The sequence below is a fragment of the Mucilaginibacter sp. P1_A3 genome (genome assembly GCF_056406855.1).
The window spans coordinates 247,472-272,599 of sequence record NZ_JBFTZJ010000005.1; the positions used below are offsets into that span (position 1 = coordinate 247,472).

The following is a 25,128-nucleotide window of genomic DNA, read 5'->3' on the forward strand; positions in this document are numbered from 1 at the left end:
TGGGCTGAGGCTATTAATTCGTAATCGTTACTTCTTTTGAGTTTTTATATTCGCTCATGTCTGTTGTAATCACCACATCGCCGGGTTTAACACCATCCTGTATTTCCACATAATCAAAATTGGTGAGGCCGATGTGCACCGTGCGCTTCTCCGCCTTGCCGTTGTTTACCACAAAAATATCCTGCACAGCTGGCCCCTTGAACGCCGGCCCGTTAGCCACCCGCATGATCTTGTTATGCGTTGCAGTTACCAAAAAAACATCCACTTTCATGTTTGGGCGAAGCAGTTTGTTAGCCCGGTCATCTAACTGGATATCGAAAGAAATAATGCTGTTTTGTATAGATGGGGATACATTGGTTACGTGGCCGCGCAGTTGATTGTCGTTAATACGGATAATAACCGGAATACCACTATGTAACTGATCCATAGAATTATCTGATATACTGCCCGATACTTTGAAACTGCCCAGATCGGCAATACGGGCAAGCGTTTCGCCTTCATGCACATTTGCTCCAATATTTTTATTTACATAGGTGATAACACCAGCACGGGTGGCAACTACATTAGCCAGGTTTAATTTGCGCTGCAATGCGTTGATATCATTTACCTGGATATCGGCCGCTATCTGCGCTTCTTTAATCTCGATCTGCATGGTTTGCTGCTTATTCCGGATCTCGTTTTCCAGTTGTTTTTTCTCTAACTGAGCAACTTTCAGATTAAGCTCGGCCTGTTCAATCCCTTCCCGGGTGCCTCCGCCAGCTTTAAACAACCGTTTGGCATTTTCAACAGCATCAGCCAGGTTGCTGATCCGCAGTTGTTTGATATCGTTATTGGATTGAATATCGTAAAAGCTCTTGCCCAGATCGAGCTTTAACTTGCTAATCTCGTTACGCTTAGATTCCAGCGTAAAATTCAGTTTATCAAATTCTGTTTGCGTAGCCGATTTATCAAGTGTGAGTATCGATTGGCCCGGCTTAATTTTATTACCGGCATCCATCAGCGCGCTTTTTATTGATGCATTTATAGGGCTGGTAATAATCTCTTCAAATTCCGGCAAAACCTCGCCTGTAGCGTTAAGGGTATTTTCTATATTGCCTACCTCAACAGTAGCCATGGTTATCTCAGATTTTTTTACTGATGATTTGATGAATCCGCGAAGTACAACTATTAACAGTATCAATACTGTGATGCTTATAACTGTTATCAACGCTCCTTTTTTTCTTTTTTGCGATGATACCTCGAGCGTAATTTCCTTATCCATTGTGATATAATTTGCATAAGGTTTTGCAAGAGCCATACCAATTGTAATAATCTAATTATAAGATACTTATAAATTAAAAGCTTTAAAAAAGTGATCGATATCGGACAGATTTTGTGATAATGAACAGGAGACTGAGAGACTGAGGAATTGCGGCTGAGATGCGCGCAATCGCTGGGATGGTTTTCGCCGACAACCATCGGCAACGGCACTTGAACGCCTGATTTAACCCCTACCTCCCCTTCCCCGAGGAAGGAATCGCACATTGCCCACGCCTTTTTTAGGTCTTCTGAAGACCTATAGTCCTAAGATGAATTATAACAGGTCCTGTTTTTAAAGACAAGGATTAATAACTTGTTGTGATGGAATCTGAGAAATTCCCTTTAAAATAAAAACACACGAATATATATTAGCTCAGTGTATGAGCTTTTAATATTTTATACTAATCTGCTAATCAAATTTTACAGCAACCGCCTTATTTTCCCCAACAGGTCATCAATTTCAAAAGGCTTGGCAAGGAAGTCATCGGCACCAGCTTCGTAAGCAGAGCGCTCGATATCGCGGCTGGCAGATATCATAATAATGGGAATAGCTTTGGTATCGGCTCGTTGTTTAAGTTCACGACAAATATCGCGTCCGTCTGATCCGGACATCCAGATATCAAGCAAAAGCAGGTCAGGAAACTCCGTTTTCATATCCAAAACAGTAGCTCCATTTACCGTCGACGAAACCTCATAACCTTCAAAATCCAAGATGATCTCTACCGCATCCACAATTCCCGGATCATCATCCGCAATCATTATCTTCTTTGTAATTCCCACAAGAAAATCACAGCAAAAATCAGGCCTTTAATGTTAATTTTTCATCAAAATTTCATCTCAAAAAATGTAGCGTTAGATTCAATAACTTTTATACGGAACTTGCAGAGAAATAAACAATTTTTCATCAACCTCCCCATCGGCTGATAAAACCCAGTACATAAAATATAAAACACTGAAAATCTGCCACTTTAAATTTTAAAATAGCATACATATCAAGGCATCCTGTCAATTCAGATTGAAAAAACCAGCGTAAAAATGCTGAATACTTGCAATTCCATCTTTCTTTTCTAAAACTGATAAAAAATGTTCTGTTTGTATTCGGTAAACATTTTATAGTGTTTGCGAGGAAACCTAACTGGACACAGGTGTTATTTCTTTCTCAGCATACAGTTGTCCTGTTTGCTGCATATAAATAAATCGTGAACTCTATTTAAAGAACGTTAATAGTCTGAATAGTCTGCCGGGTAAAGAAAGGTGATATCAACATGTGATACATTGTTCTGAAATTCAGCTTTTGCAGATAAGGTTTTCCAATATACATCTTTGCCAAATGCATCCCAATGCTTATCCCTATCATCCTTATTATTAAAAGTAGTCATGTACATCAAATTCGGCATATGGGCGCCCGATACCACCTCTGAGTAAAAAACCGCGTTAAAGCCAAGCCTTTTAAAAAGACCTATTTCATCACCATCATTAAACATACGCACCTTGTTGAAGTTATATTTCTCGGTAGCGCTTTCATAACTCCGCAATTCATATATCCTATCGGCTTTGTTTCCGGTAAGTAGCGGTACCGCCGGGGCAGGCATACCAGGGAAGGCGTGCAATATCATTATTTCTATACGGGTGTATGGTGCATCCTTATAATCCGCGTTCATATAGTCCTCTCCATCGGTAAAATACTTGGTATCTGCCTGTAGTTTTTTATCAATACCGGTAAGCTTATCCAACGAAGTAAATGGAGTATAAACGTAAATACGCCTATCGGCGGTATCCTGTTTTACCGGCTTAAATACACCAACATTAGCAATCCCGGCCCTGTGCAAAGCAGGCAAATAAGCATCTTTTAAATAATGTTCTATTCTATTTTCCTGTTCAAAGGTTTTGAAATGATAAACTTTGAGCTCGTAATAATATCTTTTGGGGGAGGCAGAAACATTCGAAGCAAAAAACAGGAAGCTTAAAAGCAAAGTAATTAAGCGAATAGATATTTTTTTCATGTGGGTTTAAAATTTCGTAAATATAATAGGAAATAGCGTCAGGAGATAAGAATCATGATAAAAGACAATGCACAAAGAATGTAACGATATTAAGCTTTCCGAGACAATCTATTTCGGCATAACAATTCGTCTTTTATAACATTAAAAAAGCCCGCCAACTAACGCTGGCAGGCTCCTTAAATATCAAAAGAACTTATTTTACAATTCTCTAACCCAGATATTACGGAAACTAAGCGGCTCGCTTTTGTCACCATGGGCTTGTAGTTTTATAGGTGCTGCACCGTGCTTCTTACCTTCGTAAGATGGTTTACCTATGTATTGGGTTGGACCAAGCAGCTCAAAGTTGTTTTCAACCAGTACGCCATTGAAAAATACAGTTGCTCTTGCAGCTGATTTTAGTGTACCATCCTCATTAAATACAGGGGCTGTCCAAACTACATCATAAACATTCCACTCACCTGGTTTACGACCTGGGTTTGCCAACGGAATAACTTGTTTGTACAAACTACCGGCCATACCATTAACATAGGTTTTGTTGTTGTATGAATCCAAAACCTGTAACTCATAACCAGCATCACCTTTACCTAATGAGGCTAAGAAGATACCGCTATTGCCACGGGCCTGGCCTGTACCGGTAATACTTGCAGGTACGCGCCACTCAATATGCAACTGATAATTGGCAAATTTCTTTTTTGTTTCAATATTGCCTGTGCTTTTGTTTACAGTAAGGATACCTCCTTTAACAAGCCATTTTGCAGGGGTCTGATCTTCAACAGATACCCATTCGTCAAGGTTTTTACCGTCAAACAAAATAACAGCGTCTGAGGGGGCATCTCCTAATACTTTAGCCGGAGCAACAACTTTTGGAATTGGCTCCCAGATTTCGGTATCTTCTGGTTTAGCGTTTTGTGCATTAGCCATAAAGAAACTTCCGGCTAAAATGGTGGTTAATATTATTGAATATCTCATTTTATAATTGGTTTTATTAAATATGAAGCGTGTTTTTTAAGTATGCAGCACTTTGAGCAATACTTACGTAAGGATCAATATTGGTGTAGTTTTCCTGCTCAACAATAAAGTGTTTTACACCGCCAAGTTTAGCTTTGCCCAATATTGCTTTAAAGTCGATATCACCGGTGCCAATCTCTGTGTTCAGGTTAGGGTTGGTTTTATCCCTGTCTTTAATATGCACAAAGGTAAAACGGCCCGGGTGCTTTTCAAAAATTGCCAAAGGATCCTGTCCTGCACGTACTACCCAGTAAAGATCCATCTCCATATTTACCAGTTTAGGATCGGTATTGTTAAGTATCACATCGTAAAAAGTTGTATCGCCAACCGGCGCCCACTCAAAATTGTGGTTATGATAGCCCAATTTTAAACCAGCTGCCTTACAAATTTCGGCGGCTTTGTTCATTTTTTCAGCAACGCCTTTACAGTCGTCAACCGTTTTAATAAAGTTATGGTTTAATGATGGTACAATAATATAAGTTTGCCCAATGGTGTTGGCTACATCCATGTACATTTTAAGGTCGTCGGTTTTACCTTCGCCAAAATACGAATCCAAACCATAGTGACCGCTTGGACTGCTCAATCCATTATCTTTCAATAGCTGACCAAAATCCTTGCTTGGCAAACTCCAGTAGCCTGTATTTTTATTATAGCCAAAGGTTTCAACTTCTTTATAGCCTGCTTTGGCCACTTTACCTATTACACCTTTAACATCTTTAGGTAACTGATCGCGCAGACTGTATAATTGCAGACCTGCTCCGTTTTTTTCTTTTGCCGATAATAAAGACGGCGCCAACATCACACCCGCCGAAAGTAGACCGGCCTGTGCTAAAAATGTTCTTCTGGTTGTCATGTATTTCTTTTTGGTTTATGCTTTGTTTGAGTGTATTCTGACCCGAAGGTTTAAACGTCGCAAATATGTACCGCTTTACGGAGTGATGCAACCTTATCTTTTTGCTTGGGAATAAATTCCTGAGCAACAAAACCTTTATGCCCTGTTTCTACAATAGCTTTCATAATAGCCGGATAATAAAGCTCTTGTGATTCATCAATCTCATTACGGCCGGGAACCCCACCAGTATGATAATGATTAATGTAGGGATGATACTGACGAATGTTGCGGATCACATCACCCTCATCTATCTGCATATGATAAATATCAAACAGGAGTTTAAAGTGCTCTGAACCTAACCGTTTGGCTAACTCCGCACCCCATTCTACCCTATCGCACTGGTAATCTTTGTGATCAATTTTGCTGTTCAGCAACTCCATTACCAAAACAACATTATGTTTTTCGGCAAGCTCAACCATAGGTTTTAATCCCTCCACACAGTTGTTCCAACCGGTTTCGTTATCCTTACCACGGCGGCTTCCGCTAAAACAGATGAGGTTTTTATAACCTGCAGCAGCAACTTTAGGAATCATCTCGCTATAGTTTTTGTGCAACTGGGCATGAAACTCTTTGTCACCAAAACCATCGGTGAGGTTAATCTCGGCACCGTTACACATAGACGAGAACAAGCCATATTTTTGAAGTGTAGGCCAATCTGCCGGGCCAACCAAATCAATACCTTTTATACCGATATCTTTAGCTGCGGCGCAAAGCTGCTCTACAGACATATCGCCATAACACCAACGACATACGGCATGATTAATATTACCTTTTAAAGCAGTATCAACAATCATTTCTTTTTCTCCAGATTTAAATGACGATAACATGCCTGCCGTGGTAATTGCGGCAGTACCCGTAACTATACTTTTTATAGCCGATCGTCTGTTTTGATTTGAGGTCATAATTTATAAGTGGTTTATATCTCGGTTTGCGCAGATGGTTCCTGGATATCTAAACCAGGTTTGGTAGCTATATCGTTAGTATCCTTAAATAACAAAAGGAAAAATATCAACACAACAGCAGCAATACCTGCGGGAATAAGCCATATAGTTTGCCAGTTGTGTGAGGTAGCGGACGTTTGCCAATGATCTACTATCGGCCCAGAAATATAGGAGCCGATAAGCATCCCTACACCGTAAGTTGCCAGGGTTATAAATCCCTGTGCAGCACTTTTAAAGCGCTCTCCAGCTAAGTTATCCGTATAAATTTGACCGGTAACAAAGAAGAAATCGTAACAAATACCATGCATCACAATCCCGGCAATCAGCATCCAGTAATTGGCGCCTATATCGCCATAAGCAAACAATAAATAACGCAGCACCCAGGCTAACATGCCCACGGCAAGCATTTTCTTAACGCCCAGCCTTACAAAAAACAAAGGCATTAAAGCCATAAACAAAAGCTCAGACATTTGCCCCATGGATTGTTTACCAGCAGCAGCTGTTACGCCCACTTCATTTAAGAAGGGGTTAGTAAAATTGTAGTAAAATGCAAGCGGAATACAGATTGCCACAGATGCCAGGAAAAATGTAAGGTATGACTTGTTTTTAAGCAGACCTATAGAATCCAAGCCGATGATATCTCCAAAAGATGTTTTTTGACCTTTTTTTACAGGAGGGGTATCAGGCAATGTAAAACTCAACAAGCCCAATATTAAAGAAGCTCCTGCTGCCATTTTAAATGTAAGCACCAGGGAGCCCGATTTTTCCCATCCAAGATAACCAATAACTAAACCGGCAACTATCCATCCCGCAGTACCAAATACCCGTATAGGAGGAAACTCCTTACTTGGGTTTTGCATTTGCTTAAATGAAACCGAGTTAACCAATGCCAGTGTTGGCATGTATATGATCATGTAAAATAATATATTAGGATAAAACTTGTCAAAACTGGCAATGGTGGTTGCATAAAAAAGTGAGGCAGCACCAAGCAAGTGTAAAACACCTAATATTTTTTGCGCCGAAAAGTATTTATCAGCAATAAGCCCAATAACAAAAGGAGCAATAATGGCTCCTAATGATTGTGTTGCATAAGCTCCGGCATTTTGTGTACCTGTGGCTTTTAACGTAACTGTTAAATAGGTGCCCATAGTTACAAACCATGCCCCCCAGATAAAAAACTCCAGGAACATCATTGTAGAAAGCTTTGCCCTTATTCCAGCGGTCATAATTTTTAGGTTAGATGAATCTGATTAAGATTATTTTTTTAATGATAGAATGTATTTTACTAATTCTTTTGCATCGCTTTCGGCAAGCGCTGCGTGTGGAGTCATGGCCATAGTACCCCAGTTACCGCTTCCGCCTGTTATTACTTTTTTGGCAAGCATGTCGATGTTAGCTTCTGACGCTTCATATTTTTTGGCGATATCCTGGAAAGCAGGGCCAATAACCTTAGTATCTACCTTATGGCAGGTACCGCAATCATTTGCCGCTAATAACTTTTCGCCTGCCGAAGCTGTAGAAGTACCAGCAGCATCGGTAGCTGTTTTGGCTACAACTGTATCTGCATCAGCGGTTGTTGCTTTTGTTGAAGCAGTGCTGTCGCCGCCAGCTTTACTTAATGAATTGCCACCGCAAGCAGTAACTACCGCACTGATGCAGAGAATAAAAAATACCTTTTTCATTGAATTAATTTTTTAAAGTTATCGAAGCCAAAACTTCAATAAATAGTTAGTTGGTTAATTGGTATAACCCGCCAAAACCCCACCTGTTTTGATGCGTATTTTGAGGGATTATACTGTTTTTTAGTTGTGTTGTTAATTATCGTGAAAAATACAATTTTATTCTAAAAAAATCGACTGTTATACTACTACTGTGGCTAAAGGTGCTGTTTTTTTCTTTGCACGCATATAAAATACAAGTCCTGTAAAGGCTACTATCAACACCAAAGGTATAGCGAGTGTAAAATGCAGTACATCCGGACCAGCAAGGCTTTTTGCACTTTCCAGCGCTTTGGCCATATCTGTGCCTGGAGCTGCAGTTAAATATTTAGCAGGATCAGAACCGGCAGGCAGCTTTGAAATTACAATGCTATCATAGTATTTACCCATAATAATTGTCCATATAGATACCGCGAACATACCAGCTCCTCCCATCAGGTTTAAACCTAATGCGCCGGATTTGGGGATATTTTCAGAAACAAAACCCAACATAGTAGGCCAAAAGAAACAAACCCCCATACCAAATATGATAGCCGCAAGAAAAATGATATCACCTGTCATAGTACTAAGCATAAAAAGCCCTATGGAAGCCACAATGGTTGACATTAAAATTACTACCTGGGGAGAAAACAATTTAAGTATAGGCTTCGCGAAAGCACGGCCCAATACCATAACACCTGTTTCTAAAGTGAGCAAAAGCAACGCGTTATTAGTTACATTCTTTAGCAAAACATCAATCCATTGCCCGGTAAATAACTCTGTTATAGCAGTACCAAACATGCAAACAAACATAAAAATGAACAATGGCGAAGCAACTGCCTTATACATTCCGGCTGTTGACACACCTGCTGCAACACGTTCGGTTACAGGAAAATCAAGCCTCGAGAACAAATAACCATATATAGCGGTTGGTACCAGCATCACTCCTACCTGAACTTGCCAGTTAAGACCAATTAGTTTAAACAGTGTAACAATCAATGTACCTATTACAATACCTCCGGGAAACCATAAATGGAAATGGCTAAGCTTTGTTGTTTTGTTTTCGGTATATAATGAGGTTACTAATGGGTTACATGCGGCTTCAACTGTACCATTTGCTATGCCGATAACCAGGGTTGAGAAAAATAAGGTCCAATATCCTGTAGCAAAAATGGTAAGCAAAATACCCACCAGGTGAAAAATAAATGCCATCAAAAGCAAACGTTTCATCCCAATAATATCTACAATAATACCTCCTATTACAACAGCCAGCGGAAAACCCCAGAAAGCAGTTGCTGTAATTGTTCCTAATTGTGATGCGTTAAGTTCAAATTTTGTCCCCAGGTCGCCAAGTATTCCGGCCCGGATGCCGAATGACAAGGAAGTTACCAAAAGAGATAAACAACTGGCTCTGAAAAGCTGTGTACGGTTAATAGTTTGCATTTAAATTATTTTAGGTTTTGATAATTGGTTAATTGGCAATGTTAAATCACTTGTCATGCAGGGTATTTTTCCCATCTTTTATCTTGCACGTAGTAATCAGCGTTACGAAGTTTTAAAACTTCGTAACGCTGATTGTCATGTTGAACCTGTTTCATCCCACCTGTGTAGGTTAATACCTGCATATCGCAGGCCTGTCCTGTGGGATCCCGAAACAAGTTCGGGATGACTTCATTATAATATTATATCCCCAGCGTTTTCCGGTTTAGCGCGTCATCAGCACCTGATGCGGCAAAATCGTCAAAAGCGCGTTCGGTAACCCGGATGATATGGTTCTTGATAAATTCAGCTCCTTCGCGGGCGCCGTCTTCAGGATGTTTAAGTGCACATTCCCACTCCAACACAGCCCATCCAGGGAAATCATATTGCGTTAGCTTACTAAATATTCCTTTAAAGTCAACCTGGCCATCGCCCAGTGAGCGGAAACGCCCGGCGCGGTCAACCCAGTTTTGGTAACCACCATAAACACCTTGTCTCCCGGTAGGATTAAACTCGGCATCCTTCACATGGAACATTTTTATGCGCTCATGATACAGATCAATATATTCTAAGTAATCCAAACACTGCAGGATAAAGTGCGATGGATCATACAGCAGGTTTGCACGTTTATGTCCTTTTACTTTATCTAAAAACATTTCAAAAGTGATACCATCATGCAAATCTTCCCCGGCGTGAACTTCGTAACAAAGATCGATACCGTTGTCCTCATAAACATCAAGGATAGGCACCCAGCGTTTAGCCAATTCTTCAAAAGCCGTATCAACTATACCGGCAGGGCGTTGCGGCCATGGGTATAGCATTGGCCAAAGCAACGCACCACTAAAGGTAACCGATGCTGCCAAACCTAAATTCTTTGAGGCGATTGCTGCATATTTCAATTGCTGAACAGCCCATTTTTGCCTCTCGGCCGGGTTGCCACGTAATGCTTCCGGAGCAAAGCCATCAAATAAAGTATCATATACCGGGTTTACCGCTACTAACTGGCCCTGTAAATGGGTTGATAGCTCGGTGATCTCTAATCCGTGGCTATTAACTATACCTTTTACTTCATCAGCATAAGTTTTGCTTTCGGCAGCTTTTTGCAGATCAATAAAACGGGCATCCAGTGTTGGTAGTTGAACGCCTTTGTAGCCCAGTCCCGCAGCCCATTCGCAAATGGAATCAAGGCTGTTAAATGGTGCAGTGTCACCAATAAATTGTGCTATAAATATTGCAGGTCCTTTTATGGTAGTCATAATTTTTATTTAGATAGAAAATTCAGTCCACTTTTTATCTGATTTACCAGATGCTATTACATTTTCAATAAATGCCATACCACGTACCCCTTCCTGGATACCGGGGTAATCTTTTTCTTCGGGGGTAGCTTCCCGCCCATCTAAACCAGCTTTAATAGTTAAAGCAAAGTTGCGGTACAGGTTAGCAAATGCCTCCAGGTATCCCTCAGGATGACCCGCCGGTGTGCGGGCGTTATGCTGCGCGAAAGAACTGGTGTAACCACCGCCTGTACGCCATACTTCCATAGGTTTATCAGTATACATCAGGGTTAATGAATTAGCATCGCTTTGGTGCCATTCAAGACCGCCCTTTTCGCCATAAACCCTTATTTTAACATTATTTTCTTCGCCGGCAGCAATTTGTGTAGCAGTAAGCACACCACTTGCACCGTTGTTGAATTTCAATAATGCAGCGCCGTCATCGTCAAGTTTACGACCAGGAACAACTACATTAATATCGGCACAAATTTGTGTTACTTCCAGGCCGGTAACATACTCAGCCAAATTAAAGGCGTGAGTACCTATATCACCCATAGCACCTGCTATCCCGCTTTTACCCGGATCAGTACGCCATGAGGCTTGCTTGTTATCATCACCTTCTAAAAAGCTGCTTAACCATCCTTGCGGATACTCCACATAAACTTTACGGATGGTGCCCAGCTTACCTGCTTTTATCAGTTGTTTGGCTTCCTTCACCATTGGATAGCCGGTATAAGTATGCGTTAAGCAAAACAGCCTGTCGCTTGCTTTTACCACTTTATCCAACTCTTTGGCTTCGGCCAAAGAAAAGGTCATTGGTTTATCCAAAATTACATGGAAGCCATTTTCCAAAGCAGCTTTGGCAGGATCAAAGTGCACATGATTTGGTGTAACAATACTAATTACCTGTACACGCTCATCTTCTGGCAGTTGTTTTTCTTTTTCTATAAGTTCGGTATATGAACTGTATACACGGTTGGCTTGTAAACCCAGCAGCACACCGCTTGCTTTTGATTTTTCGGCATTACTGCTAAAAGCACCACAAACCAATTCATATTCACCATCTATGCGGGCGGCGATACGATGTACGGCACCAATAAACGCGCCCTGCCCGCCGCCAATCATTCCTAATCTTAATTTCATTGTTTTTTGAGTGAGTGGTTGATTGGGTTGATTAAGTGAATGGTTAAAAATCCCAAAAACCAATTTATAAAGTGAATGGTTGATTACGCTGATTAGGTGAGTGGTTAATCAGGTAAAAAATTACCCGATAAAACAACCACTCACCTAATTAACGTAATCAACCAAAAACCAATTCTTTAGGTTGCCCAGGCTTTATCGCCTTTTTTGTATGGCAAATTACCATCATATTTTCCGGGTACTGCAATATAGCGCAGGGCTTGTGTTGCACCGGGTTTTGAGGTGAAGAAACCCAACAGGGTTAATTCCTTCATCATCCTGAAATAATGGTTAGGATCCTCTGGCTTTTTGGTTTTAGTATAGGCTTTTTGTTCAATGTCAAGCGCTGTAAGTAATTCGGTGCGCTGATTTGCATCAGCCTCCATGAACTTCTTGCCAAACTTCTTTTTACTGGCTTCATCCAAATCAGAAATACCTTTTATAAAGATCTTCTGATCTGCCGGCGTATAACAATCCTGAACCATTACAGTCATAAAATTGCCTACATCGGCCGCTTTTGCACCCGGTGAAGAAGTAGCTGGCAAAATAGTTTCGCCAACCTCGTTCAGAAAAGCAACGTTGTCTTCGTCAAACAGTTCGTTTACTTTTTTTGAAGTTGATTTACATCCTGAAATGAAAAACTCGGCGCCTATCACCGTGCCTCCCAGTATCAAACCAACCCTGGTAATTGCATCTCTTCTATTCATTTTTCTAATTATTGGTTTAGTGAATTAGCGATTTTTTTTAAATTATTGAATTAGCGAAGGAGTGAATTAGCGATTTTTTAATTTTCCTTTCAATCACTAATTCACTCCTTCACTAACTCACTAATTAATTATGCTTTCAGTTCAAATCCCTGACGGTACTCGCGTTTAATGTATTGGTTAACATCTTCAAAATTGGTAACCTTCATTAATGAATTATCCCATACCAATTTGATACGTCCACCTTTAAGTTCATGACCACGTACTGCAAGGTTTGCCATTAGCAAAGCTTCGGTAAGCGGACCAGCCTTATCAAACGATGAGCTAAGTTCTGTTTTACCGTAACCGGCTAAACAACCTTCAACCCATTGCGCATAGTGACCGTTTGCACCGCCTTGTACACGCGCCCATTTCTGAGGCGCTTTGGCATCCTTAGTACGCTCTGTTGGTAACAGTGTCGGAGCATCAGAATAAGTACTTGCGTACATTTTTCCTTTTGTACCAACAAACAGTGTTCCGTTACCTTCTTCGCCGCCAAATTTTTCACTTGGTAAAAGCTCTATCGGTCTTTCGGGTTGGATACCGCCGTCCATCCAGTGCAGGGTAACATCTCCCTTAGTTTTATCAGTTTTAGGGAAGGTTAATGTAATGTGGCTTGACGGAGGGCAGCTCTCTGGGAAATGACCTTCTTTAAACTCATCAACATAAACACTACCAACACTTGCCTGTACATCCTTAGCGTATTGTATACCCAATACTCTAAAAGGCGCTTCCACAAGGTGGCATCCCATATCGCCCAGGGCGCCGGTACCGTAATCCCACCATCCGCGCCAGTTAAACGGCACTAATTTATCAACGTAATCTTTTTTAGGCGCAGTACCCAACCACAGATCCCAATCTAATTCTTTTGGAATATTTGGTTGTGGTGCAGGCCATTGTATACCTTGCGGCCATACCGGCCTGTTTGTCCAGCAATAAACAGTATGTACATCACCAATCAGGTCGGCATCATACCATTCAGATAGCAAACGGGTACCATCATTTGATGATCCCTGGTTACCCATCTGTGTAACCACTTTATATTTTTTTGCTGCTTCTGTTAATAAGCGGGCTTCCCAAATATCATGTGTCATTGGTTTTTGCACATAAACGTGCTTGCCCAACTGCATGGCGCGATAAGTTATGATCGCGTGGTTATGATCCGGGGTAGAAATAGATACGGCATCAAAATGTTTGTGTTCTTTATCATACATCTCGCGCCAATCTTTATAGTACTTTGCCTTAGGGAAATCAGCGCGTGATTTGGCAGCCCTTCTATCATCAACATCACATAAAAAACCAATTTCGGCTTTACCGCTTTTATAAAAGTTAGCGATATCGCTTTGGCCTTTACCACCTGCTCCAACACCAGCAATAACGAGGCGATCGCTTGGAGCTGTATAACCTTTACCGCCCAAAACAAAGCGCGGAACAATCATGAAACTTGCAGCGGCTATTGTACTGCTTTTAATAAAATCCCGCCTTGATGGTTGGGGTGTAGTTTGATCTTTTTCTTCAGACATAGGTATTTGCAATTATTAGAATTAGATTTCGTTTTTCTTTAAAGCTTTAACAGCATAGTCGGCCGCACGCGCGGTTAATGCCATATAGGTAAGTGATGGGTTTTGGCAAGCTGCTGATGTCATACATGAACCATCAGTAACAAACACGTTTTTAGCATCCCAAACCTGGTTCCACTCATTAAGTACCGATGTTTTAGGATCGCGGCCCATACGTGCTGTACCCATTTCATGAATACCACGGCCTAAGTATGGATTGCTGCTGTGTGTTTGTACATCTTTAGCGCCGGCTGCTTCCAATATCTCTCTAGCATCCTTTTCTATAGCAATACGCATCTTCAACTCATTTTCCTTCAATTCGGCATCAATAGCTACAACAGGCAGTCCCCACTTATCTTTTTTGGTTTTATCAAGCGTAACTTTATTATCATGGTAAGGCAATGTTTCGCCAAAGCCACCCATACCTAATTGCCATGAACCTGGTTCGGTTAACGCGTCTTTAAACTGCCCGCCTATATTTAGTTCGGCAATATCCCTGCTCCATCCTTCGCGGCTTGCACCGCCCTGGTAACCAAAGCCACGAATAAAATCGCGCTTATCATTGCCAAGGTTAGCAAAACGTGGAATGTAAAAACCATTTGCACGCCTGCCGAAATAATATTTATCCTCGTAGCCTTCCATGCGCCCAGATGCACCAACACCCAGGTGGTGATCCATCAGGTTATGGCCAAGCTCGCCGCTGCTGCTACCTAAACCGCCATCCCAAACATCAGTTGCTGAGTTCATTAAAACCCAGGCCGAGTTAATAGTTGAAGCGTTAAGGAATACAACTTTAGCAAAATACTCATAGGTTTGGTTAGTTTCGGCATCCAATACCTCTACTCCTTTTGCTTTTTTAGTGTCTTTATCGTACAATATTTTAGTTACGATGGACCATGGGCGTACGGTTAAATTACCTGTAGCCATAGCTGCCGGTAAAGTAGCCGACTGCGTACTAAAATATGCGCCGAAAGGACAACCCAACCAACATTTATTACGATACTGGCAGTTTGTACGATCATTATGTGGTACCGTGATATTGGCTGTACGGCCAATGATCATAGGGCGTAAATCTTTATAATATTCTTTTAAGCGCTTGGCAACGTCTTTTTCAACAACGTTCATATCCATTGGCGGCATAAAATCGCCATCGGGCAATATGGCAAGGCCATCTTTATTACCAGATATACCTGCAAATTTCTCTGCATAGCTATACCATGGCGCAACATCCTTATAACGGATAGGCCAATCAACAGCGATACCATCTTTTAAGTTGGCTTCAAAATCCACATCGGCCCAACGGTATGATTGCCTGCCCCACATTAATGAGCGCCCGCCTACGTGGTAACCGCGAAACCAGTCAAATCTTTTTGTTTCGGTATAAGGACTATCTTTATCGCTTGCCCAATAATCAAGATTAACTTCATTCAGCGGATAATCGCGTTTTAAAACAGGATAATCCTCAATCATTTTTTGCGTACGCCCGCCCCTGTGAGGAAATTCCCAGGGATCTTTATTAGCGTTTACATAGTCTTTTATATGCTTGATATCGCGGCCGCGTTCCAGCATGATGGTTTTCAAACCTTTTTGTGTTAGTTCCTTGGCAGCCCACCCGCCTGAAATTCCTGAGCCAATGACTATAGCGTCATAAGTGTTTGCAGACATACGAATATATTGATTAGTTGTTTTGTTTATTAATTGGTTACTCCGCTAAATGTATGAATAAAAATTATTTTACAAATGGTTCATTGTGTTTTTTTCACACGATGTCGTCAGTTAACAGTTTTCAGTTCATTGTTAGCAGTTCTTGTAAGTTGACGTAAGTACTTACCGGTTCTCCGAGTGTCGTTTTGCTAACTGCTAACTATTCTGCTTCCAACTGCAAACGGCCTACTGTAAACTATATATTTCCCTTTTTCATTTCACTCACTGCATAATCAACCGCCCGGGCCGTAAAGGCCATGTAAGTAAGCGATGGGTTTTGGCATGAGGTTGAGGTCATGCAAGCGCCATCTGTTACAAACACATTTTTTACGGCATGCATCTGGTTCCATTTGTTAAGCACCGATGTTTTAGGATCATTACCCATGCGGGCACCGCCCATTTCATGAATATCCAATCCCGGCGCGCGGTTATCTGTACTGGCTTTTATATTGGTAAAACCAGCGCTGGTGAACATCTCCGTTAACTGCTCCACATAATCCTTCTTCATCTTCTCGTCGTTATCATCATACTCAACAGAGATTTTTAACTGCGGGATCCCCCACTGATCTTTCAACGTTTTATCAAGAGCTACATAGTTGCTTTCTTTAGGAATAGTTTCGCCCATCATATGCGATCCTACTTTCCAGCCGCTCAGGTTATCCTTAACTAAATTATCTTTCAGGCTGCTGCCAACTCCATCCCATGGGCGTTGTTGATAACGGTACGCGCTAAAGCCGGATGCATAGCCCCGTAAAAAGTTGGTTTCCTGTTTATATACGTTACGGAATCGCGGAATGTAACCACCACCTGCAGGATTACGGCCATCAGTTGTCCATTCTTTGAAACCATCATACTCGGCGCCAATATGTGCCGAATAATTATGGAAAGCCACATATTTACCCAATACTCCGCTATCATTACCTAACCCGTTGGGGAAGCGGTTTGATGTGGAATTAAGCAGTACTAAATTAGTATTTAAAGCCGCCGCATTTACAAAAATAATTTGCGCGTAATATTCAATTGTTTCTTTTGTGTTTGTATCAACAATGCGCACGCCGGTTGCTTTACCCAGTTTTTCATCGTAAATAATAGATTCAACCACCGAAAACGGGCGCAAAGTACAATGGCCGGATTTAAGCGCCCATGGTATTGTTGAGGCATTGGCGCTAAAATATCCACCAAAAGGGCAACCACGCTGGCAAAGGGTACGTTCCTGGCATTGTACACGTCCCTGATCCAAATGAATTTGGTTGGGTTTTGACAAATGCGCACAACGCGCGCTGATCACGTGGCGATTACTGTATTTTCTTTTTACGTGCTGACTAAAATAAGTCTCGACGCTATTTAGCGGGAAAGCGGGTAAAAACTCCCCATCGGGAAGTTCTGCCAGGCCATCTTTATTACCAGAGATGCCGGCAAATTTTTCAACATAGCTGTACCACGGCGCAATATCTTTATAACGGATAGGCCAATCAACCGCGAAACCATCGCGGGCCGGGCCTTCAAAATCAAATTCGCTCCAGCGTTGGGTTTGGCGCGCCCAAAGGAGCGACTTACCCCCTACCTGGTACCCTCGGATCCAATCAAATGGCTTTTCCTGAACATAGGGATGCTCCTTATCTTTTACAAAAAAATGAGCGGCGTCTTCACCAAAGGCATAGCAGCGGTTAACTATAGGGTTGGCTTCCTGTACAGCCATAGGCATTTCGCCGCGGTGTTCAAACTCCCAGGGATACATGTTGGTTGTAGGATAATCCTTAATGTGCTTTACATCGCGGCCCCGCTCCAATATCAGGGTTTTAAGGCCTTTATCTGTAAACTCCTTAGCAGCCCAGCCACCACTCATACCCGAACCTATAACAATGGCATCAAATGTTCTGTCCTTTACGCTATCTATATTTAAATTGGCCATTATTTATACTGCTTGCTTTTGTTTATATGGAAAATGCGCATTATACCGACCAGGCACCAGTTCATAAATTACCTGCTTGGTCATAAAATATTGCGAATTGGTGTAACCATTTACGGTTTGCCCTTTTACTATGCCGTAAAACGTTTTTAATTCTGCAGGTATAGAAATACTTTTAGGGTCTTTATCTTTTTCAATACTCAACAGCATTTCTTCGCGCTGCTTAGTATTTAGCCCGGCAAATGTGTTATTGTATTTCTTTTTAACAGCATCTGTAAACTGCGCCATACCGCTCATAAACGCCTGCTGGTCTGCCTTTTTATAACAATCATCAAGCATCTTCAATACAAATAAATGCAGGTTTAAATCTTTTGCACCAGGTGTGTTTGTTTTAGGGATAATGGTTTCGGCCATATTACCTATCAGCTTTTCCTGATCCGCACTGATTTCAACATTTTTAAGGGCAATGGATGCTTTACCTTTTTCCTGCATACAGGCAGGTAATAAAGCAGCGCCCCCAATAATTAAAGCCAGATTTTTGATGACCGTACGCCTGTGCATATTTAGTAAATTGTTTTAGCAATACTAATTAAATTACCTGTGGTGTTTACAGGTTAATTTAACTTATCAGTTTGCTTGGGTTTATAAACGATTGTCAAACTTAATAATTTTCGTTTTAAAAGTAATGGAGGCAAAAATTAAATCTTTGGTTAATTTACTTCTTTACTATTAATAACCCCATTTTTTCATGATTTGTAAATCAATTTTTACACAATCAACCGGATCTTTGCCCTGGTATGCTTCCTGCTCAATGATAAAAAGTGAAGTTCCGCCCTTTTTGCTGGCTGCTTTCACTATTTCTTTAACAGGTAATATCCCTGAACCTAAAATGGTGCTTTCGGTATCATCCCCATCATGCACAGGTACTTTTATCTCGTCTTTTACGTGCATTGATTCAAAACGACCTGGATATTTGATAATAAAATCGAGCGCATGACCACCTGTGCTCAGCATATTACCAATATCTATTTGCTGGGCTACCAAAGCAGGGTCAGTATTCTGGATGATATAATCATAAAGGGTTATATCACCAACCTTGGTGCTGATCTCGAAGTTATGGTTATGGTAACCAAATTTCATTGAAGATTTTTGACATAGCTCGCCGCATTTATTAAACTGCTCCATGGCACGTTTCAGGGCATCAGTATCGGTCCTTACTTTTTCATCAAGCCATGGGCTGATCACAAATTTCTGTCCCATGGTGGCGGCATCTTCCACAGTATATTTCCATGCATCAGTAAAATCCTTTTTTGAATCATCCCAATGCTGGGCTGTCATTACAGTATGCCCACTCGGCATTTTTAGCGACAGATCGTCCAGTATCTTTTTAAATTCCTTTGCAGGATAACCATAAAACTTGCGGTCGACATAGTTGGCATGCTCTACGTGGTAGTAGCCAGCATCCGCAATTTTCTTAAGCGTCCCCTTTGGATCAACTTTCATCGCATCGCGCACGCTATATAGCTGCACACCTACCCTTTGAAGTTTCTTTTCCGCGGCAAATAGGCTATCAGGTAATAAGGCCGCGCCTGCAACTGCTAAAGCGCCGGTTTTTAAAAATGATCTGCGTGTGGTTTGCATATTGATTTATTTTGGTTCGTGATTCGTGATTTGTGTTGCGTGGTTCGTGTTGCGAGGTTGGTGATTTGGTTTCAATTGCGCGAACCTCGTAACCCGCAACCCGAACCTCATATACCTCTACTTTTCTATCGGGAATACCGGGAACAGCAGATTTGAGTTGCTCACAAAAGCGATATGCTTACTATCAGGCGACCATGATGGTGTGTTGATAGTACCCTGCCCGCCATATAAATAGGCCACCACTTTTGATGGGCCACCATCTATCGGCATCAATCTAAGAAATACGTGCTTATAAAAAGGATGATCGCCTGGTGAAACTTCGTTTTTCAGGAAAGTAATATAAACTATCCATTTACCATCTGGCGATACATGCGGAAACCAGTTGTTATAATCATCATTTGTTATCTGTGTTTGCTCACTGCCATCGGCTTTCATACGCCAAACCTGCATTAAACCACTCCGTACCGAGTTAAAGTAGATGTATTTGCCATCGGGGGTATATTCCGGACCATCATCTAAACCTGTAGTTGTTGTCAGCCTTTCTTCGGGGCCGCCGCCAGCAGGTACGCGGTATACATCAAACTCTTTATTACGCTCGCCGCAAAATACAAGATACTTACCATCAGGCGACCAACCATGCATATAGCTTGCACCAAGACCCAAAGCAGTTACTCTTTTAGCGGTCCCTCCAGATGAAGGCACGGTATATCCTATAGATGGCCCGCCATCACCACTGCTAATAACTAACATTTTGCCATCAAAAGAAAGCACATGATCGTTATTGTTATTTTTTGCAGGATTGGTATTTAAAACGGCAGGCTTATTGGTTTTAAGATCATATTTATATAACGAACCCTCACTGTTATAGATAAGCGATTTACCATCTTTCATCCAATTGGGCGCTTGTAATGAGCGCGGCGATTGATAAATAACAGTGCTGTTTTGAGTTGCGATATCAAGTATCTCGATACTGCTGCCAAGATATTGCTTATAAGGCACCAATGAAGCCGGTGCCGGCGTAACTATCCGCACGTTACTGAAGGTGGCTTTTTCTGTAACATCCGCATTGTGCGAGCAGATGAAGATACCAACATAAACCTCATCGCCAAGATCAAGATCACTTACTTCTTCGGTAACAAACAGATCGCCTCTGCGCGCTACCGACATGGTATAAACATTGCCTTTACGTTCCAGCTGAATAACATCGGCGGCGGTAATACTTGCTTTTTTTTCTTCGGTAACCCCGCTAATAGTTTTACGGTATTGCAACGAGGTTAATCCATCGCCATGTACCACAGCGTTGATATGTTTTGAATTAGAATCGAGCGATGTACGGATCATCAAACCAACCTTGCGGTGAAGCTCTACCCCTTTACCAATAAACGCGGCATTAGTACGAAGTATAAAATCGCCTTTTATGCGTTTCCATACAAAATGAAAATCATCACGGGTAGCCCATATATTTGCCCCTGAACCGATGAGCTCATATTGCTGCAATTTGGCATCATATTGGGCACTACCCTTGTGCTTAACTGCACCTACATCTGTTTGGCTATCAAAGATACCCAAGTCCTGTGCCTTTACTCCTTGATTAAAAAGCGCAAAGCACAACAAGCAAACTGATAAACAGAATATTTTAATACGCATTGGTTTTTGGTGTTTAAGTTACACTATAATTGGGTTCACTAAGATATAAATTCAGTTTGTAATTAAAATAATACTATTTTAACATTTATGCCCTTATTGAACAAAAAAGGAGCAACCTTTTAAGTGTCGCTCCTTTTCTATTCATCCAATTTTATGTCGAACTTCATCAATCCTCATCAGCAAAGCGTGTTGTTTGCATGCGGTTTGAATGCCCGGCAGTAACCGGTATGAAGTCTTTTTTACTTTGCTCTCACCATCACGGGCTTTACTTCGGCATATTTAACCGCCGCTATTTGCACAATGGGTGTTTTAGGAAAATAGGTTAATAAAAATTCTTTTTTTGAGTCACGATATGAACTTACTGCGCCCAACATACTCATTAACTTTATGTAACACCAGGCCAGATCAAACTGATGTGGTTTGAAGCCGGAGCGGGCGCTTTTTGGATATAGGTGGTGGTTATTGTGCCATTCGCCTGCAACATAGCCCGGCCACAATTGGTTTATTGACATATCCTCCCGGTTATGGTCAACACCTTCCCTGCGTTTATCTTCTCCTTTACCATGACCTTCATAATTAAATGTACGTACGCCTACAGCCCACACACCAGCCGAACCAAATACAGCACAAGCCAGCGGGAAGCCACCCAACAGGTAAAATGCCCCGAACCAGAATCCCCAGTTAAGAATGATACCCGCGATGGTACGGTACGGATTGGCAATGGTACCCCACTTTTGATATTGTTTGTAGGTATTTGGTGTAACACCAACGTGCTTCATTAAGTTAACGCATTTTTTGTAGCTGGCCTCGTTCATGTTGCGCGCTATTGGCTGGTGATTTACATCGGCTAAAAAGCAATACAGAAAACCACCCTGTGCATTGTACGGGTCGCCCGGCTGATCAGATAAAGCATGATGCACATGGTGCGATACTGCATAGATCTCCTCCGGGATAATTTTAAGTGTAAGATTTTGCGTAAAAAAACGCCAAAAATTATTGCGGAATGTATAAGCACTGTGCGTACAATACCTGTGGTGCCATATGGTACCATGGGTACCCATAATGATCATGCTGTAAACAAAAGCTACAATAAGCCCTGTTATACTAAAATATTTAAAAATGAATAAAAACAGGATTGGCGCCAGGCAAAGCACCAGGAACCAACTTAAAAATGAAAGCCAGTTTTTTTTATCAGCAAATACATTAAGCCTGGAAAAAAATTCTTTTACGATTGTAGCATTGGTAGGTTTTGAAAGGTTACCATCCTTATCAGTCCAACCATACGAAGGTGGTTCGAGCACAGTGTTTAAGAAAGCCATTAAAAAAAAGGGGAGTTTAGTTTAAATTGATCGGGCGTTAATTAGATTGTCACAAGATAGTAAAAAACTACTATTCTCATCATTTTATAAAGATATAGATGAGTTTGCCAAATCCACCAATAAACTTAAAACGTTTTCGGAATAATTAAATTACTTATCAGCAAGTATATATTTTAGTTTTTATACGTATTACTTACTATTTAAGATACAATAACATGTTAATTAGATAATAAAAAAAGGAATAATTTTTGTTTAGCCAGCCAACGGAAGGCTAAAACTAAAGGTGCTTCCTTTATTTACCTCTGATGTTACCCATAGCCGACCGCCATTAAACTCAACCAATTCCTTACATAAAAACAGGCCAATACCTGTACCTACTTCTCCCATGGTACCGTTCTCGGTAAAGTGCGAATTAAAACCAAATAATTTGAGCTGCTGTTCATGGGCAATACCCTTGCCTGTATCGTTTATATTGATAATAAGTTCATTTTTATCAACACGGCTGCTTAAGCTAACAGTGCCATTATCATCTGTAAACTTTATAGCATTGCTTATGAGGTTGCCAATTACAACCTTAATATGCTTTTCATCGGCCTTTACAAAATCGCCCGTGATAGCCACGTTTTGAAACTCGATATTTTTTTGAAGCAGCTGGTAACTATAAATTTGCGCCATCTCCTGGCCTATCGCATAAATATTAATAGCTGATGGGCTTATATTGATGCCCCTGATCTGGCTACCGGCCCATTCCAATAAATTAGATAAGGTGAGCTCGGCCCCTTTTATTACGGGTTCCATTTTCTTCATCAAACCATGCATGTCTTCCAGGTTTAAATCATCATCTTCAAATAAACCCATTATATTACGCAGGTTGGCAAAAGGTGTGCGCAGATCATGCCCTATTACTGCCAGTAGTTTATCTTTTAGTTTATTTACTGCAGCCAGGTTTAGGGCTTGCTCTTCTATCAGGTTTTTCTGAATTATCAGGGCCTCCTGCTGCCTGCACAGCGATTTGCTCAGTAACTTCTTTTGATTATAACTGTAGTAAGTGATATATAAAGCAATAAGCACTACCAATAGCGAAATTGCCAGTGTTATGATGATGATAGTTTGAAAATGAATTTTTTCTTTTGCCTCCCTACCCTTTCGTTCAATAGCGGCTATCTCATTCAGCCTGGCATTAAACGTGAAATAGTTTTGTATGAGCTCGGTATTATGTCTTTTATTGTACACATTTAAGCTATCCAATGCCGCGCTGTATTTCTTTTGATAAGTCAGCGCATTTAAAAGATCATGCTTTTGCTCAAAACTAACCACCATTGCTTTGTAAGCCGATGATATGCCCTCCATCAAACCCAAACTATCAGATAACCTTGCTCCTTTTTGTGCATACCCTATAGCTTTATCGTATTGTTTAAGCTCATTATAAAGCACAGCAAATTCAATGGAGGTTTTTGCACGCAGGCGCTTATTGCCGGTTTTAAAACTCATCCTAACAGCTGTATCCGCGTAAGCAATGGCTTTGGGGTAATTTTTTTTATAGTGATGGATGGAACCAAGACGGGTATAAACAATGCTGATATTACCATCATCTTTAGCCTGCTTAAAATAGGTTAATGCCTGCATACTGGCAGGTATTGCATTATTGTAATCCTGCATCCTGATCAGGATCAATGCTTGTTCGCTATAAAACTCACCTAACATTAGCGCATCCTTACCAGCATATTTTGCCGAGATATCGACATTGCTTTTAGCTTCTTTATAATTTTTAAGTTCAAGGTAAGTGCGGCCCAGAGAATTGTAGCATTCAGCCAATAAGAGTGGCTTATCCTGCGGAATATATGTTAAGGCAGATTTTAAGTAGAATAAACTTATAGGATAATAAGACTGTGCCCAATAAACGTGCCCCAGGTTTAAAAACCCATACCCTATACCATAATTGTATTTTATTTTTTCAGAGCGGAGCAGCGCCTTTTCGGCCATGCGTCGTGCGGAATCAGGATTACTTACATAAAGTTCATCTGCTCCTATATTTAACTTATCAATACCAGCTCTTTCTGCCGCGGCATTAACAGGTTGTACCTTAGAAACTTTGTTTTGGGCATAAGTTACGCCGCCTGGTAACAGTAACAATAATAATAACTGGCCAATAATTTGCCTCATTTATACAGGAGTTGGGAAACCTTAGTTCTTAATTTATTAATATGGCGTTACCCAAAACTTGCTGCAAATTAGCGGATAACTTAAAGACGTTACCCAGCCACTAAGCATCTTTCGCCCACAAGCAGCTGAATGCAATGCTCATAATTATCAGGCATTTGTATTTGCTCAACTTCTTTCATATAACTCTGTTTGATTTCTTTACGGCGGCGTGCCTCTATAAATCGCCTTACCTGTTCGCGATGTTCTAATATCAATCCCGGAACTTTGGCCGGCTTGTTAGCATCATCCTTAGCTACCATGGTAAAATAGCTGGTATTTGTATGCTTTACAGAGTTGTTCTTGATGTTTTCTGATATTACCCTGATACCCACTACCAACGATGTGTTACCAACGTAGTTAACCGAAGCCATTAATGATACCAGCTCGCCCACCTCAACGGGGTGCAAAAAATCAACCGTATCAATAGATGCTGTTACACAATAATTACCGGCATGTTTAGCAGCGCAAACATAGGCCACCTTATCCATCAGCGACAGCAGAATCCCCCCGTGGATCTTTCCGCCAAAATTAGAATAAGAGGGGATCATCAGTTCCGTGATGGTAGTTTCAGAAAAGCTTACCGTTTTATAATCGGATTGATCTGTAAGAGCTGTCATGTGATAAAAATTGTG

The 25,128-nt window shown here is 41.1% G+C and carries 21 protein-coding genes; all 21 read right to left on the reverse strand.

The window, feature by feature from the left end:
- Positions 1–13: 13 nt before the first annotated feature.
- Positions 14–1,261 carry an efflux RND transporter periplasmic adaptor subunit gene (locus tag AC1D0K_RS12285; RefSeq protein WP_477391999.1) on the reverse strand — a complete coding sequence of 416 codons (1,248 nt, stop codon included), beginning with the start codon at positions 1,259–1,261 and terminating at the stop codon, positions 14–16.
- Positions 1,262–1,719: 458 nt separating this feature from the next.
- A complete protein-coding gene (locus AC1D0K_RS12290) occupies positions 1,720–2,058 on the reverse strand; it encodes a response regulator transcription factor (protein ID WP_477391998.1) in 339 nt (112 codons plus the stop codon).
- Positions 2,059–2,519: 461 nt separating this feature from the next.
- A complete protein-coding gene (locus tag AC1D0K_RS12295) occupies positions 2,520–3,302 on the reverse strand; it encodes an NIPSNAP family protein (protein ID WP_477391997.1) in 783 nt (260 codons plus the stop codon).
- A 198-nt stretch (positions 3,303–3,500) separates the two neighbouring features.
- On the reverse strand, positions 3,501–4,271 hold the full coding sequence (locus tag AC1D0K_RS12300; RefSeq protein WP_477391996.1) for a 3-keto-disaccharide hydrolase: 771 nt from the start codon (positions 4,269–4,271) through the stop codon (positions 3,501–3,503).
- Between the two features lie 16 nt (positions 4,272–4,287).
- Positions 4,288–5,163 (reverse strand): sugar phosphate isomerase/epimerase family protein, encoded by an 876-nt coding sequence (locus tag AC1D0K_RS12305; RefSeq protein WP_477391995.1) that lies wholly within the window; start codon positions 5,161–5,163, stop codon positions 4,288–4,290.
- A 50-nt stretch (positions 5,164–5,213) separates the two neighbouring features.
- Entirely contained in the window at positions 5,214–6,104 is an 891-nt protein-coding gene (locus tag AC1D0K_RS12310) for a hydroxypyruvate isomerase family protein (RefSeq protein WP_477391994.1), read from the reverse strand.
- A gap of 14 nt (positions 6,105–6,118) precedes the next feature.
- The gene (locus AC1D0K_RS12315) at positions 6,119–7,369 is read right to left on the reverse strand and encodes a nucleoside permease (RefSeq protein ID WP_477391993.1); all 1,251 of its coding nucleotides are present in this window, start codon (positions 7,367–7,369) and stop codon (positions 6,119–6,121) included.
- Positions 7,370–7,399: 30 nt separating this feature from the next.
- A complete protein-coding gene (locus tag AC1D0K_RS12320; RefSeq protein WP_477391992.1) occupies positions 7,400–7,825 on the reverse strand; it encodes a c-type cytochrome in 426 nt (141 codons plus the stop codon).
- Positions 7,826–8,002: 177 nt separating this feature from the next.
- Positions 8,003–9,283 carry an MFS transporter gene (locus AC1D0K_RS12325; RefSeq protein ID WP_295718111.1) on the reverse strand — a complete coding sequence of 427 codons (1,281 nt, stop codon included), beginning with the start codon at positions 9,281–9,283 and terminating at the stop codon, positions 8,003–8,005.
- A gap of 239 nt (positions 9,284–9,522) precedes the next feature.
- Positions 9,523–10,575 (reverse strand): sugar phosphate isomerase/epimerase family protein, encoded by a 1,053-nt coding sequence (locus tag AC1D0K_RS12330; RefSeq protein WP_295718113.1) that lies wholly within the window; start codon positions 10,573–10,575, stop codon positions 9,523–9,525.
- Positions 10,576–10,584: 9 nt separating this feature from the next.
- Positions 10,585–11,736 carry a Gfo/Idh/MocA family protein gene (locus tag AC1D0K_RS12335; protein WP_477391991.1) on the reverse strand — a complete coding sequence of 384 codons (1,152 nt, stop codon included), beginning with the start codon at positions 11,734–11,736 and terminating at the stop codon, positions 10,585–10,587.
- 176 nt (positions 11,737–11,912) lie between these two features.
- Positions 11,913–12,479 (reverse strand): gluconate 2-dehydrogenase subunit 3 family protein, encoded by a 567-nt coding sequence (locus AC1D0K_RS12340; protein WP_477391990.1) that lies wholly within the window; start codon positions 12,477–12,479, stop codon positions 11,913–11,915.
- 128 nt (positions 12,480–12,607) lie between these two features.
- The gene (locus tag AC1D0K_RS12345) at positions 12,608–14,038 is read right to left on the reverse strand and encodes a Gfo/Idh/MocA family protein (protein WP_477391989.1); all 1,431 of its coding nucleotides are present in this window, start codon (positions 14,036–14,038) and stop codon (positions 12,608–12,610) included.
- A 21-nt stretch (positions 14,039–14,059) separates the two neighbouring features.
- On the reverse strand, positions 14,060–15,739 hold the full coding sequence (locus tag AC1D0K_RS12350) for a GMC oxidoreductase (RefSeq protein WP_477391988.1): 1,680 nt from the start codon (positions 15,737–15,739) through the stop codon (positions 14,060–14,062).
- A 235-nt stretch (positions 15,740–15,974) separates the two neighbouring features.
- Positions 15,975–17,690 carry a GMC oxidoreductase gene (locus tag AC1D0K_RS12355; RefSeq protein ID WP_477391987.1) on the reverse strand — a complete coding sequence of 572 codons (1,716 nt, stop codon included), beginning with the start codon at positions 17,688–17,690 and terminating at the stop codon, positions 15,975–15,977.
- Positions 17,691–17,693: 3 nt separating this feature from the next.
- Positions 17,694–18,248, reverse strand: coding sequence for a gluconate 2-dehydrogenase subunit 3 family protein (locus tag AC1D0K_RS12360; protein ID WP_477391986.1), 555 nt, complete (start codon positions 18,246–18,248; stop codon positions 17,694–17,696).
- A gap of 168 nt (positions 18,249–18,416) precedes the next feature.
- Positions 18,417–19,328 carry a sugar phosphate isomerase/epimerase family protein gene (locus tag AC1D0K_RS12365; RefSeq protein ID WP_477391985.1) on the reverse strand — a complete coding sequence of 304 codons (912 nt, stop codon included), beginning with the start codon at positions 19,326–19,328 and terminating at the stop codon, positions 18,417–18,419.
- A gap of 117 nt (positions 19,329–19,445) precedes the next feature.
- Positions 19,446–20,975 (reverse strand): hypothetical protein, encoded by a 1,530-nt coding sequence (locus tag AC1D0K_RS12370; RefSeq protein ID WP_477391984.1) that lies wholly within the window; start codon positions 20,973–20,975, stop codon positions 19,446–19,448.
- 239 nt (positions 20,976–21,214) lie between these two features.
- A complete protein-coding gene (locus AC1D0K_RS12375) occupies positions 21,215–22,294 on the reverse strand; it encodes a fatty acid desaturase (protein WP_477391983.1) in 1,080 nt (359 codons plus the stop codon).
- Positions 22,295–22,546: 252 nt separating this feature from the next.
- On the reverse strand, positions 22,547–24,457 hold the full coding sequence (locus AC1D0K_RS12380; RefSeq protein ID WP_477463062.1) for a tetratricopeptide repeat-containing sensor histidine kinase: 1,911 nt from the start codon (positions 24,455–24,457) through the stop codon (positions 22,547–22,549).
- Between the two features lie 89 nt (positions 24,458–24,546).
- Entirely contained in the window at positions 24,547–25,113 is a 567-nt protein-coding gene (locus AC1D0K_RS12385; protein ID WP_295718137.1) for an acyl-CoA thioesterase, read from the reverse strand.
- Between the last annotated feature and the right edge of the window lie 15 nt (positions 25,114–25,128).

Excerpts from the sequence above, each read along its gene's own strand:
- AC1D0K_RS12285 (WP_477391999.1), bottom strand. The coding sequence starts at position 1,261 with ATGGATAAGGAAATTACGCTCGAGGTATCATCGCAAAAAAGAAAAAAA.
- AC1D0K_RS12290 (WP_477391998.1), bottom strand. The coding sequence starts at position 2,058 with ATGATTGCGGATGATGATCCGGGAATTGTGGATGCGGTAGAGATCATC.
- AC1D0K_RS12295 (WP_477391997.1), bottom strand. The coding sequence starts at position 3,302 with ATGAAAAAAATATCTATTCGCTTAATTACTTTGCTTTTAAGCTTCCTG.
- AC1D0K_RS12300 (WP_477391996.1), bottom strand. The coding sequence starts at position 4,271 with ATGAGATATTCAATAATATTAACCACCATTTTAGCCGGAAGTTTCTTT.
- AC1D0K_RS12305 (WP_477391995.1), bottom strand. The coding sequence starts at position 5,163 with ATGACAACCAGAAGAACATTTTTAGCACAGGCCGGTCTACTTTCGGCG.
- AC1D0K_RS12310 (WP_477391994.1), bottom strand. The coding sequence starts at position 6,104 with ATGACCTCAAATCAAAACAGACGATCGGCTATAAAAAGTATAGTTACG.
- AC1D0K_RS12315 (WP_477391993.1), bottom strand. The coding sequence starts at position 7,369 with ATGACCGCTGGAATAAGGGCAAAGCTTTCTACAATGATGTTCCTGGAG.
- AC1D0K_RS12320 (WP_477391992.1), bottom strand. The coding sequence starts at position 7,825 with ATGAAAAAGGTATTTTTTATTCTCTGCATCAGTGCGGTAGTTACTGCT.
- AC1D0K_RS12325 (WP_295718111.1), bottom strand. The coding sequence starts at position 9,283 with ATGCAAACTATTAACCGTACACAGCTTTTCAGAGCCAGTTGTTTATCT.
- AC1D0K_RS12330 (WP_295718113.1), bottom strand. The coding sequence starts at position 10,575 with ATGACTACCATAAAAGGACCTGCAATATTTATAGCACAATTTATTGGT.
- AC1D0K_RS12335 (WP_477391991.1), bottom strand. The coding sequence starts at position 11,736 with ATGAAATTAAGATTAGGAATGATTGGCGGCGGGCAGGGCGCGTTTATT.
- AC1D0K_RS12340 (WP_477391990.1), bottom strand. The coding sequence starts at position 12,479 with ATGAATAGAAGAGATGCAATTACCAGGGTTGGTTTGATACTGGGAGGC.
- AC1D0K_RS12345 (WP_477391989.1), bottom strand. The coding sequence starts at position 14,038 with ATGTCTGAAGAAAAAGATCAAACTACACCCCAACCATCAAGGCGGGAT.
- AC1D0K_RS12350 (WP_477391988.1), bottom strand. The coding sequence starts at position 15,739 with ATGTCTGCAAACACTTATGACGCTATAGTCATTGGCTCAGGAATTTCA.
- AC1D0K_RS12355 (WP_477391987.1), bottom strand. The coding sequence starts at position 17,690 with ATGGCCAATTTAAATATAGATAGCGTAAAGGACAGAACATTTGATGCC.
- AC1D0K_RS12360 (WP_477391986.1), bottom strand. The coding sequence starts at position 18,248 with ATGCACAGGCGTACGGTCATCAAAAATCTGGCTTTAATTATTGGGGGC.
- AC1D0K_RS12365 (WP_477391985.1), bottom strand. The coding sequence starts at position 19,328 with ATGCAAACCACACGCAGATCATTTTTAAAAACCGGCGCTTTAGCAGTT.
- AC1D0K_RS12370 (WP_477391984.1), bottom strand. The coding sequence starts at position 20,975 with ATGCGTATTAAAATATTCTGTTTATCAGTTTGCTTGTTGTGCTTTGCG.
- AC1D0K_RS12375 (WP_477391983.1), bottom strand. The coding sequence starts at position 22,294 with ATGGCTTTCTTAAACACTGTGCTCGAACCACCTTCGTATGGTTGGACT.
- AC1D0K_RS12380 (WP_477463062.1), bottom strand. The coding sequence starts at position 24,457 with ATGAGGCAAATTATTGGCCAGTTATTATTATTGTTACTGTTACCAGGC.
- AC1D0K_RS12385 (WP_295718137.1), bottom strand. The coding sequence starts at position 25,113 with ATGACAGCTCTTACAGATCAATCCGATTATAAAACGGTAAGCTTTTCT.